Origin of the sequence: Chryseobacterium formosense (genome assembly GCF_900116415.1) — a bacterium.
GTDB classification, from domain to species: Bacteria; Bacteroidota; Bacteroidia; order Flavobacteriales; family Weeksellaceae; genus Chryseobacterium; species Chryseobacterium formosense.
In genome coordinates this window covers 518,023-530,448 of sequence record NZ_FPAP01000003.1, presented here as the reverse complement: position 1 = coordinate 530,448, position 12,426 = coordinate 518,023, and the positions used below count along the sequence as shown (strand labels likewise).

The 12,426-nt window shown below is 35.2% G+C and carries 11 protein-coding genes; 10 read left to right on the top strand and 1 reads right to left on the bottom strand.

Annotated features, from left to right (window positions below; all coding sequences use genetic code 11):
• Positions 1–121: 121 nt before the first annotated feature.
• The 3 genes from BM371_RS13845 (at position 122) to BM371_RS13835 (ending at position 2,918) form a co-directional block, all read left to right on the top strand.
• Positions 122–1,363: a sulfate adenylyltransferase subunit 1 gene (locus BM371_RS13845; protein WP_034678638.1), complete on the top strand. Its 1,242-nt coding sequence runs from the start codon at positions 122–124 to the stop codon at positions 1,361–1,363.
• A 127-nt stretch (positions 1,364–1,490) separates the two neighbouring features.
• Positions 1,491–2,375 carry a sulfite exporter TauE/SafE family protein gene (locus tag BM371_RS13840; RefSeq protein ID WP_034678637.1) on the top strand — a complete coding sequence of 295 codons (885 nt, stop codon included), beginning with the start codon at positions 1,491–1,493 and terminating at the stop codon, positions 2,373–2,375.
• 252 nt (positions 2,376–2,627) lie between these two features.
• Complete coding sequence (locus tag BM371_RS13835; protein ID WP_034678636.1) at positions 2,628–2,918, top strand: putative quinol monooxygenase; 291 nt, start codon at positions 2,628–2,630, stop codon at positions 2,916–2,918.
• Positions 2,919–3,106: 188 nt separating this feature from the next.
• On the opposite strand, the gene BM371_RS13830 is transcribed toward BM371_RS13835, so the two are convergent.
• A complete protein-coding gene (locus BM371_RS13830) occupies positions 3,107–4,402 on the bottom strand; it encodes a T9SS type A sorting domain-containing protein (RefSeq protein ID WP_034678634.1) in 1,296 nt (431 codons plus the stop codon).
• Between the two features lie 108 nt (positions 4,403–4,510).
• Here BM371_RS13830 and BM371_RS13825 point away from each other — a divergent pair, with 108 nt between their 5' ends.
• The 7 genes from BM371_RS13825 to BM371_RS13795 are packed head-to-tail and all read left to right on the top strand — an operon-like array spanning position 4,511 to position 12,146.
• On the top strand, positions 4,511–6,622 hold the full coding sequence (locus tag BM371_RS13825) for a TonB-dependent receptor plug domain-containing protein (protein ID WP_034678632.1): 2,112 nt from the start codon (positions 4,511–4,513) through the stop codon (positions 6,620–6,622).
• A gap of 15 nt (positions 6,623–6,637) precedes the next feature.
• Entirely contained in the window at positions 6,638–7,762 is a 1,125-nt protein-coding gene (locus BM371_RS13820) for an HmuY family protein (protein WP_034678630.1), read from the top strand.
• A 24-nt stretch (positions 7,763–7,786) separates the two neighbouring features.
• A complete protein-coding gene (locus BM371_RS13815; protein ID WP_034678628.1) occupies positions 7,787–8,665 on the top strand; it encodes a heme/hemin ABC transporter substrate-binding protein in 879 nt (292 codons plus the stop codon).
• Positions 8,649–9,689 carry a FecCD family ABC transporter permease gene (locus tag BM371_RS13810; RefSeq protein WP_034678627.1) on the top strand — a complete coding sequence of 347 codons (1,041 nt, stop codon included), beginning with the start codon at positions 8,649–8,651 and terminating at the stop codon, positions 9,687–9,689. Before BM371_RS13815 ends, BM371_RS13810 begins: the two co-directional genes overlap by 17 nt.
• A complete protein-coding gene (locus BM371_RS13805; protein WP_034678624.1) occupies positions 9,689–10,462 on the top strand; it encodes a heme ABC transporter ATP-binding protein in 774 nt (257 codons plus the stop codon). Before BM371_RS13810 ends, BM371_RS13805 begins: the two co-directional genes overlap by 1 nt.
• A 1-nt stretch (position 10,463) precedes the next feature.
• A complete protein-coding gene (locus BM371_RS13800) occupies positions 10,464–11,114 on the top strand; it encodes a class I SAM-dependent methyltransferase (RefSeq protein WP_034678623.1) in 651 nt (216 codons plus the stop codon).
• Between the two features lie 3 nt (positions 11,115–11,117).
• Positions 11,118–12,146: a hemin-degrading factor gene (locus tag BM371_RS13795; RefSeq protein ID WP_034678622.1), complete on the top strand. Its 1,029-nt coding sequence runs from the start codon at positions 11,118–11,120 to the stop codon at positions 12,144–12,146.
• Positions 12,147–12,426: the final 280 nt, after the last annotated feature.

Here is a 12,426-nt window from a genome sequence, read left to right as displayed (position 1 = left end):
TGGAAGATGGATGAGGGAAGCTGGAAGTTTACAAAATTAAGTTTTCAACCTTAGCTTTAATCTCAACCTTAACCTTAACCTAATTACTCATCACCAATTACTCATTACTAATAAAATAAACGTGGACATACTAAGATTTATAACTGCAGGAAGTGTAGACGACGGCAAAAGTACGCTGATTGGAAGACTTCTCTACGACAGCAAAAATATACTGATTGATCAGCTTGAAGCATTGGAAAAACAATCAAAAAATAAAAACGAAAACGGAATTGATCTTGCGATTCTAACGGACGGTTTGAGAGCCGAAAGAGAGCAGGGAATCACGATTGATGTGGCGTACCGATATTTTTCGACGCCGAAAAGAAAGTTTATTATTGCGGATGCACCTGGACATATTCAGTACACCAGAAATATGATTACGGGAGCTTCAAATTCACAATTAATTGTCATTCTGATTGATGCAAGACAAGGAGTAATTGAACAGACAAGAAGACATTCGATTATTGCTTCATTATTAAAGATGAAAAATGTTGTCGTGGCCATTAATAAAATGGATTTGGTTGATTATTCCGAAGAAGTTTTCAATGATATTAAAGCACAATATGAACTGGTTGCTAAAAAACTGAAGCTGGAAAACGTTAATTATTTTCCGATTTCGGCATTTCATGGAGATAATATTGTTTCTAAATCTGAAAAAACCGATTGGTACAACGGAGAAACTCTTTTAAACTTTCTGGAAAATGTAGAGATCAACGGCAATCAGGAAAATGAAAACCCTAGATTTCAGGTGCAGTATGTGATTCGTCCGCAAACCGATGAACTGCATGATTACAGAGGTTATGCCGGAGAAGTGATTTCTGGAATTTATAAAAAGGGAGACGAGATTACAGTTCTGCCACAAAATATTCAGACCAAAATTTCAAAAATAGAAACAGGGGGAAAAGAAACCGAATTTGTATTTACCAACCAACCTGCAGTGATTCATGTTGAAGATAATATAGACATCAGTCGTGGTGATTTTTTAGTGAAAACCAATCAGCAGCCTAAAGTTGAAAATGAGTTTGAAGCCGTTGTTTGCTGGCTCGACAAAAAAGAACTGAATGAAGGCAACAAATATTTTATTCAGCATAAAAGCAAAACCCTGAAAGCAATCATCAAAGAAATCGAATATAAAATTGATGTGAATACTCTTGAACAAACGCCAATTACAGAAAGTATCAAACTGAATGAAGTGGTAAAATTAAGATTAAAAACGGCGTCACCTTTGGTTTTTGACAGTTTCGAAGAAAGCAAATCAACCGGAAATGCTATTCTGATTGATGAAACAAGCAATTCAACCGTTGGTGCGGTGATGATTTTATAAATTTTAAAACCTAAACATTTAACCATTAAGATTGATAAGTTATAAAGAATGATTAAGATTTGTAAACAAATTAAATTCTTAAAAAATTAAATCCCTTAATGTTTCATTTTTTTAAACATTATATTTTATGGTAATAACCCCGAAAATTCAGTTCAGGCTCAATGTACTTCTGATCACCGTCATTGTTTTGGTCATTGCATTTATATCGCTTTACAGCTTGGGATATTTAGATGAACTTCAGATAATTCTTGCCACAGACAACTACATTTTTTATTGGATGCTTTTGGTTGGAGTTTTTGCTGAAGTTGTTGCCGGCTCAATGGGAATGGGATATGGTGTGATCTGTACAACGACGCTTTTATTTTTGGGAATTCCTCCGCATGCAGTAAGTGCGAGTATTCATTCCGCGGAAAGTTTTACGACGGCAGCAGGAAGTATCAGTCATATTAAATTGAAAAATGTCAGCAAAAGTTTGGTTAAAAAATTGGCCATTCCTGCTATAATTGGAGCGATTATCGGAGCTATTTCTCTCACTTATTTAGGAGAATATTATTCTAAAATTACCAAAACAATTATTTCTTTCTACACCTTGTATCTTGGATTTAAAATTTTCTCGAATGCTTTTAAACCAAAACAGAATAAATCTTTAAAGAAAAAAACAAATCTTACAAGATTGGGAATCATCGGCGGATTTATCGATTCATTTGCAGGTGGAGGATGGGGACCTTTGGTAACGGGAACTTTAATTAAAAATTCTTTTACGCCAAGATTTGCAGTGGGAAGTTCGACGGTTGCTAAATTTATTTTAACCATTACAGCAGCAGTAACTTTCTTTTTTACTTTGGGAATTCAACACTGGAATATTATTTTAGGACTTTTAATTGGCGGAATTATTACTGCGCCTTTTTCCGCAATGCTTACTGCAAAGCTTCCTGTGAAAAACATGTTCATCATCATCGGAACTTTGGTGATTGTAATGAGCTCAATCACGATTTTTAAATCAGTTTTTTAATTCAAGATTTAAAATTTAAAGTTCAAGATTTAGCTTGTCATCTGAATGTGTTACAAACCTTAGCTGAGTGAAATAGAAGATTCGACGAAGTCAAACGCCTTTGCGAACGGAAAATATACAAGCTGATATTAAAAAAACTTTGCGCCCTTTGCGTTTAAAATAAAGACATTATTTTTTTTTGTGAAAAATTTAGCAGAATTGTTTTTAGAATAAAATCAAAAATAATTTACATTTATAGCCTAAAAATAATACATGAATTTACATATCATTGCATTGTTCAGGTTTAAAGAGAATCACTTGATGGAAGCTGTAGAATTGTTCCAGACTTTGGTAAGAGAAACCAGAAAAGAAGCGGGTTGCCTGCAATACGACCTTATCGAAGACAAAGAAAATAAAGGAACTTTTTTCCTTGTTGAACTTTGGGAAAGTGTAGAGCATCACAATGCTCACAACGGAACAGATCATTTAATGGAATTCAGAAAAAATGCATCCAAAATCTCTGAAGAATCGGCGCAGGTTTACAAAGGTTTTAAGATTTATTAATTTTGCTAGAAGCTAGAAGCTAGAAGCTAGAAGTCAAAAGGCAGTTTCATCATTCTTTGAAACTGCCTTTTTATTAGAAAAAATAGAAAGTATTAATTAAAAAAGTAAATTGTTAATTTGCTTTGCAGATAATTGTCAATTTTAAAATTTAATCTTGACAGCAAAGCTGATTCACTATTTACATCGTCTTATTTTACAATAAGTTTTTTTGCTTCTGTTTTGCCTCCGTAAGAAATTTTCACGATGTAATTTCCTGACGGAAGGTGAGATAAATTCATATCTTGTTTGTAGAAGCCTGTCTGATTGCTTAATTCTGCATTGTAAACACTCTTACCTGTAAGATCATAAACTTCAACGCTTCCTTTGTTGTTTGCTTTTTCTTTTACATCAAATAAAACCGTAACTTTTTTATCAGCAGTCGTCGGGTTCGGATAAATTCCGAAAGATGCTTTTTTGCTTACTTCGGTAATATCTAATGTTGAGGTAATATTTTTGTATTTGAAGTACATATTTCCGTTGGTTGTACCACCGTTTGAAATAAAATACATTCTGTAATATTCAGAACCCTGTTTTACATAATAAACTGCATCGGTGTAAAAACCAGTCGTTGGCTTCCAAGAGTGACCAATTGTTGTAATGTTGTTTGAATATGCGGTTGATGCAGGAGCTGTAAATGTAGCGGTTTCCTGTGTTTCTGGTCTTACCATCGCAACGGTTGTGTTCGGGCTCTGAATTACACCTGCCATTTTATACATCATAGAACCCATTGGAGAAGTATAATAGGTATAATATCTTGTAAACATTAAGTCCCAGTTAGCTTTTGGTGGTTCCATATTTGGAACTTTATCTCCTGTAGTAAAAGAGAAATAGTTGAAGTAAGCATCATCTGTACCGTTTGCTAAAGTCTTAGTTTGTGTAGCGCCCCAAGATGTTCCATTCCATTGTGCATATTTAAATGCATAACCGGCAGAAAATTCAGAAATAAAGAATTTGTAATAATTTTCATTACCATAATCAATTACAAAAACTACCTGTCCGTTTACTTTATGTGTTAAGATATCATAGTTGCCCCATCCGAAATTGAAAGGACCTGCAGGTAATAAATTTGACTGATCAAATGCTCCGTCCTGAATACGTGTCGTAATATCAGGATTGTAAAGTGGACTACCCCAAGTGCTTTTCTGAGATGGTAAAACGGTGTCGAAATCTGATGGAGTAGCAGAAACCTGATACACAGTTGCATTTTTCGCATCATTAATCTTTACACCCACATCCATTGCACTGTTTCTATAGAAAGCAATATCCCAGTTGTCTCCTACCTGAGAAACGGTATTATTACCAGAAAAATCAAAGAATACGCGATTTGCATAAGCAGGCCCCATTGTAAGGTTTACGGTGGTGTAACCCAATGCATCTGTTTGTGCAAGCACGGTTTGTTGTACACCGACAGCTAATAGAGAGGCTAATAGTAGCTTTGTTTTCATAAGTAAAATATTTATTTTATGTTTATTTAGAATTATTCTACAAAAGTAAATAATTATTTTTAATTGTTCTAAATAAAACGCTATATTTGTCAAAATTTTTTTGCATCCATGAAGAAGAAAGTACTTTCTATACTTACAATGTCTGTGTTTTTATGTATAAAAGCGCAGGTGCAAGATTCTCTAAAACAGAAAAAAATAGAAGAAGTTATTATTACCGGACAATATATGCAGCAATCAATCGATAAGTCTATTTATAAAGTAGAAGTGATCGATGCTCAGAAGATTAAAAATTTGGCCGCTACAAATGTTGCAGAAGTTTTAAACCAAAGTTTAAACATATTGATCACACCGGATACTGATTCCGGAAACTCGACAGCAAATATTTTAGGACTTGGAGGAGATTACGTAAAGATTTTGATAGATAATATTCCGGTTGTTGGTGATACAGGCTTGGGAAGCAATATCGACCTTACTAAACTGAGCCTTAATAATATCGAAAGAATAGAAATTGTACAAGGAAGCATGGGGGTTGAATATGGGAATGGTGCTCTTGCAGGAGTAATCAATATCATTACAAGGAAAAATACAACAAAAAAAATCAGCGTAAGAGCATCTTTACAGGAGGAAACTGTACGTGATAGCTATGATATAAAGAAGAAAGGAAACGGCAGGCATATTCAGAATCTTAATGTTGATTATAATTTAAATTCAAACTGGTTTGCAGGAATCAGCTTTAATCATAATCAGTTCATGGGATATGAAGGAAGTAGAGAAGGGTATAAGTTCTTTGACAGTTCAGATAAAACCAGAACCAGAGGGATGGACTGGAATCCGAAAGACCAATATGATGCATCAGCTATTCTCCGATACACAAAAAATAAAACATCATTATTCTACAAAGTTTCTTATTTAAACGAAAAATTCAATTTTTATAATCCAATTGTGATTCGCGAACCTCTTAACGACGGAATGGGAGGTGTCACTTACGAAAGTACAGACAGAGAATACAATACGGAGAGATGGATTCATCAGCTAAATGTTCAGTCGAAATTAGGGCATATCAACTATATGGGAGATTTCTCTTATCAGACTCAGGATAGAAGATATTTTGATTATAACTATGATATTCCTAAAAGATCTGTCAGAACAAAGGGGGAGGAGAGATCTTATTACAATACGGATGTTATCTATTCTAGAGGAATGTTCAGTAATTTTTTAGATAATAAAAAGTTTGATTTCCAGCTTGGGTATGAATTAGATCATACAAACGGATTTGCTGCGCTTATTGCTGGTGAATTTAACAGTGAAAATATCAACCGCGCAATTTTTACCTATTCAAATTTTCTTTCAGCGGAGTGGAATGTTTCAGATAAATTCTCATTAAGACCCGGAGCACGATTTTCAGCAAGCAACCGATTTGATAATCAGTTTAATTACTCAATTTCCACACGTCTGAAAACCACAGAAAATTCTAATTTAAGAGCTGTTTTTGGTACTGCGAACAGATATCCTACTTATGATGAGCTGTTTACTTATATGGTGAATATTAATCACGATATTCAGGGAGATCCAAACCTGAATCCTGAAAAAGGATACTCCATCAGTGCACTCTGGGATCAGCGCTTTACTGCATCGAACGACTGGAAGATTTCTTACGGAGCGAACGCTTTATATCTGGATGTAAAAGACAGAATAGAAATGGTGATGGTAAAAGAACCTTCAACATATAAGTTTATGAATCTTGATAAGTACAAGAGCATGCTATTTTCTGCAAACGTAGACTTCAATAAAAATCAGTTTGCTTTAGGATTGAGAGCTTCATTATTGGGTACTTCTGTTGATATGACAGAGCTTGAGTATTCTACTCCTACAGATTTTTATTACAACTTTCAGGCAGGAGCATCAGCTACTTATAGGCTGAAAGATATTTTAACTTCTTTTGCGCTATATTATAAATTCACAGGTCCGGCAAGAAGATATGTAAATACAGGCGAAGGTTTCCGTTTGGGTACAGTGGATGATTTTCATATGATGGATTTTATCGTGAGCCAGCCGTTTTGGAACAAACGGTTAGAACTTTCTGTAGGTGTGAAAAATATATTTGATGTGACGAGTGTAAACAATTCTACTGCTTCATCTACAGGTCATAATGCCGGAACAGACAGGTTAAATCTATTCTACGGAAGAAGTTATTTCGCAAGGTTAATGTTTCAGTTTTAAAAAATAAAATCAGATATGAAATATTTAAAAATATTATTTATTCTTAGCATTGTAGCAGTACAGTCTTGTCTTCCTGCAGATGAAGATATTGTTATAGTACCACCAATGACAGGTTCTGTAGTAGCACCCAATGTTCACGGTGATGAGCAGAATATGGGCGGAACACAGCCTAATCAGGTTTGGATCGATCTTAGTAACGTGAGCGATTCACGTGTCAATAAAAGAACAGACTGGGATTTTGGGTTTTATAACGGTGATGAATTCAGAATTATTATGAACGGATCAATTGCGATGGCAGCAGGTGAAATTTCGGGCGCTACAAATATTGATAATGTAAAACAGACCGACGTTAATGCTTTAATGACACAAGTACAGGTCGGAACATTCACAAGCACCAATTTACAATTTGTAGATAATCCGAACGGAAATTTTTTAGCACAGACTTCAGGAATTGCCGAGGTTAAAACAAATGAGAATGAAAACCCGATCTATCTTGTAAATATGGGTAGAGGTCTTCCTACAAGCGGCACTGTAGTGGCTCCCGGATCGGTTACCTTAGTTGGTGATGCGAGAGGCTGGAAAAAAGTACAGTTTATAAGAATAGCGAATGGCTATAAAATTAAATACGCCAATATTAATGATACTACACATCAGGAGTTTATCATGACAAAAGATCCTGATTATAACTTTAATTTTTTCAGTATCGAAAAAGGGGCAAAAGTAAATATTCATCCTACAAAAAATAACTGGGATTTAGGATTTACAACTTTTATTAATGAAGTATTCCTAAATGGCGTAAGTCAGGGAACCTATTTCTATGCAGATTACGTAATTACAAATACAGCAAGTGGTGTTGGTGCTTATCAGGTTACAGTAAGCTCAAACTTAGATCAGGAATACAACAATTTTAAACTGGCAAATATAGACGAGACAAAGTTTATTTTTAATGATCACAGAGCTATCGGTGAGAAATGGAGAACTACAACCGGGGATAATACCACATCAAGTGCATTTGTTCATACCGATCGATTCTTTGTGATAAAAGATGCCGAAGGATTTTATTTTAAATTAAGATTTAATAAAATGAAAAATGATAGCGGAGAACGTGGTCATCCGAACTTTGAATTTGAACCTTTGTAATAATCCAATAATAATCAGTATAAAATGAAAAAATTCATCCTTGCAGCTTCTGTTTTAATGGCAGTGTATTCTTGCAAAAAAGAAGCTTATAAACCTACCGAAAACGGAAATGAAGTGGTTGCTGAAACTCCGAAATCAAATCATAAAATTGTAACCTTAAATGGAGGAATTACAGAAATCGTAGCGGCTTTAGGCCACGAAAAGGAAATTGTAGCAACAGATGTTACAAGTACCTATCCTGAATCTTTAAAGTCTTCTGCTGAGAATTTAGGTCACGTAAGATCAATTACTATTGAGCCGATCATGGCAGTGAGTCCTACGTTGATTTTAGCTTCAGATAAAGACATCAATCCGGAATTGATGGGCAAAATCAAGGCTTCAGGAATCAAAACCGAGACTTTCAAGCAGGAATATTCGGTAGAAGGAACCAAAAAATTGATTACTGATGTAGCAAAAGCTATCGGCAACACAGATTATCAGAAATTAAACGATAAAATTGATGCAGATTTTAAGCAAATTCAGCCATTAGCTAAAAAACCGAAAGTCTTATTTATCTACGCAAGAGGTAATATGATGATGGTTTCCGGTAAAAATACGCCAATGGCCGCTTTGATCGGTCTTGCAGGAGGTGAAAACGCAATAAATGATTTTGAAGATTTCAAACCTTTAACTCCGGAAGCGGTTGTGAAAGCCAACCCGGACGTATTATTCTTTTTCTCATCAGGTCTTGAAAGTTCTGGTGGAAATAAGGGCGCTTTGGAAATGCCTGGTGTTTCTCAAACCAATGCGGGTAAAAACAAGAGAATTATCGCTATGGACGGAGGTTTAGTTTCAGGTTTCGGACCTAGATTGGGTGAGGCTGCAGTTGCATTAAACAAATTATTAGTTGAAAACACAAAATAAATTATATTTTTATTTCGTCACGAGTGTCCTTTTGCTGGTTATACTGGCAATTGTGGCACTTTATGTTGGCGTTTATGATTTCAATGGGGTTTCGCCTTTTACGGTTTTAATTCAGTTTATTCAGGGAGATCCGAATTTACAGTTAAGCGATAAATATGTGATCTGGGATGTGAGAGCGTCTCGAATTGTGATGGCGATTTTAGTTGGGAGTATGTTGGCGGTTTCAGGAACAAGCTTACAGGGATTATTCAAAAATCCTTTGGCAACGGGAGATTTAATAGGTCTTACTTCGGGAGCGACTTTACTTGCCGCAATTTCAATTGTTTTAGGAGGGTATTTCAAAGAATATCTTCCTGAGATGGTTCAGTTTTCACTCACAGGTATCGCGGCTTTTATAGGAGCTTTATTGGCAATGATGCTGGTTTACAGGATTTCTACAAGCGGTGGAAAAACCAATGTTGTCATGATGTTGCTGAGTGGTGTTGCGATTACGGCAATCGGTTTTTCGATCACCGGGTTTTTGATTTATATATCTAAAGATGAGCAGTTAAGAGACCTTACTTTCTGGAATATGGGAAGTTTGGCAGCTGCAACTTGGACGAAAAATATTGTTTTGGCAGTCGTTGTTATCATTTCCTACACGGTTCTTCTTCCAAAAGGGAAAGCTTTAAATGCAATGATGTTGGGTGAAAAAGATGCACAGCATTTAGGAATCAATGTTGAAAAACTAAAAAAGCAGATTGTGATTATAACGGCTTTAATGGTCGGAACTTGTGTCGCTTTTTCAGGGACGATTGGTTTTGTAGGTTTGATTGTGCCTTACATTTTAAGGCTTTTATTTAAATCAAATTATACCTTCATTTTGCCTTTGTCTGCAGTTTGCGGAAGTATTTTGCTTTTGGTTGCCGATACATTCAGCAGAAGTATTGTACAGCCTTCGGAATTACCGATCGGTATTTTGACGGCATTGATGGGTGGTCCGATTTTCATTGCTATTTTAATTAAATTTAAAAAATCACTCTAATGATAAAAGCGCATCAGATCAATTATCTTCACAAAGATTTCCATATTTTGGATGGTGTAGATGTGTCATTAAATTATGGTGAATTTCTGGCTATTGTTGGTCCGAACGGAGCCGGAAAATCAAGCTTGCTCAGTATTCTTGCCAATGAAGTAAAGCAATGGAAGCAGAACATTCTGTTTAAAGATAAATCGATCTATGAATGGGAAGTCAGAGAATTATCGGTTCATAAAGCTAAATTTTCTCAGCACAATTCCAATGAAATTCCTTTACAGGTAAAAGATGTAGTAATGATGGGGCGATATCCTTATTTTGATTCTCAACCTAGAAAAGAGGATTTCGAAGCGATGAACAAATTGATGTACGAAACTGATGTTTATCATCTGAAAGAAAGAGATTATAACACTTTATCAGGAGGCGAAAAACAAAGGGTGCATCTTTCGAGAGTAATGGCTCAGCTTGAAAATGAAATCGAGCAAAAGCTTGTTTTTTTGGACGAACCTTTAAACAATCTTGATGTAAAACATCAGTATAAAGCTTTGGAAATCATTAAAAAATTTACAAACAATGCCAATTCAGCGATCGTAGTTTTGCATGACCTGAATCTTGCTGCCCAGTTTGCAGATAAAATTCTGTTGATGAAAGGCGGGAAAGTTTCGGCTTACGGAACTCCGGGAGAGGTGTTTACCTCAGAGAATATTTCTCAAGCTTATAACTTTCCATGCACGATCTGTCCGCATCCTGTGAATGCTACCCCAATGATTATTTTTGGATAAAATGGAAGCAAAAGATTTAAAAATATTAGCACAGAACCTTGCCAATCCACAGGGTGAAAAAGGCATTGAGATCGGTGAAATGATGAATGCCACCAATATTGGGATGACGCTGGAAAGCATCAAAACACTTTTAATTGAAGATAATGAGCACATCCTTGAAATTGGTCACGGAAATGCAGGACATCTTAAAAATATTTTAGATAAAGCCAAAGAACTGAAGTACACAGGAATTGATATTTCTGAAACCATGAATAAAGAAGCCAGAAATCTGAATAAAGAGTTTAAAGATCAGGCTGAATTTATTTTATATGAAGGAAAAAAACTTCCTTTTGAGGATGAGGTTTTCGATAAAATTTTTACGGTAAATACGGTTTATTTCTGGGAGAATCCTGTCGATTTTCTGAACGAGATTTACAGGGTTCTAAAAGACAGCGGAACTTTTGTTTTAACGTTTGCCCAAAAAGATTTTATGGAGAAATTACCATTTACGGCTTATGATTTTAGGCTTTACAACAACTCCGAACTGGAAGAATTGATTTCTCAAAGTCATTTTAAAAGAATGAAAATCTCCGAAAAAGGAGAAGAAATAAAAAGCAAAACGGGTAACGAAACCATTAATAGAATTTACACAGTTTTAACCATAAAAAAATAAATAATGAGCACATTAGTTAACGATTTAAAAGAAAAGTGGGAAGCTCTGAAAGCAGAAAATCCACATTTAAGAATAAGAAATGCTGCCGATCAGTTGGGAGTAAGCGAAGCTGAATTGTTGGCAACGAACGTAGGAGAAAGTGTAACAGTTTTAAAACCTGAATTTCAAAATATCTTAACGGAGGTTGAAAAATTAGGTAAAGTAATGGCTCTTACAAGAAATGATGAATGTGTTCACGAAAGAAAAGGAACTTACCTGAATGGTGATTTCAGCAGTCCTCATGCGCAGCTTTTCGTAGGTGAAGAGATTGATTTGAGAATCTTTATGAACCACTGGAAGTTTGCTTTTGCGGTGGTGGAAGGCGATAAAAGAAGTCTTCAGTTCTTCGGAAAAGACGGTTTAGCACTTCATAAAATTTACCTTACAAAAGACAGCAATGTTGAAGCATTCGACGTTATCGTTGATCAGTTTAAAGCTGAAAATCAAAATGAAGTTTCAGAATTTGAAGCAGTCGCTCCAAAAGCTCCTGAAAAAGCAGATTCAGAAATTGATGCTGAAGGTTTCAAAAAAGCATGGACAGAACTAAAAGATACGCACGATTTCTTTATGATGACCAGAAAATTCGGAGTATCAAGAACTCAGGCTTTGAGACTCGCTCCGGAAGGTTATGCTAAGAAAATTGATCCTTCAAAAGTGGTGAATGTGTTGGAAGATGCTTCAGAAAAACAACTTCCGATCATGATCTTTGTTGGAAACAGAGGAATTATTCAGATTCATACAGGAAATGTGAAGAAAACCTTATGGCATCAGCAATGGTTCAACGTAATGGATCCTGATTTCAACTTGCATTTAGACGTAACTAAAATTGCAGAAGCGTGGATCGTGAAAAAACCGACTGAAGATGGTGAAGTGACAGCAATTGAAGTATTCAACAAAGACGGAGAATTCATCGTACAGTTCTTCGGAAAAAGAAAACCGGGAATCCCTGAACTGCAGGAATGGAAAGATCTTGTAGCAGATTTAGAAAAATAAGAATTAAATGATTTGCCGAGACCGTTTTGTATGAAAATTCAAAGCGGTCTTTTTTGCTTTATTTGAAACATAAATTGCACAAGTATTCTTCACTAACGACACTAATTTGTAAATTTATAATTATTTGATAATGTAATATTCGTGTTGGAAAACGCAAAGACGCAAAAGTTTTGAAATCTTACGTTTTTAAGGCGCAAGGATTTTATCGAAGATAAAATTTAAAAACTGCATATTTACTTAATTCGATTAGTTAATTATTTGCTGAAAATCTTTGATTTTC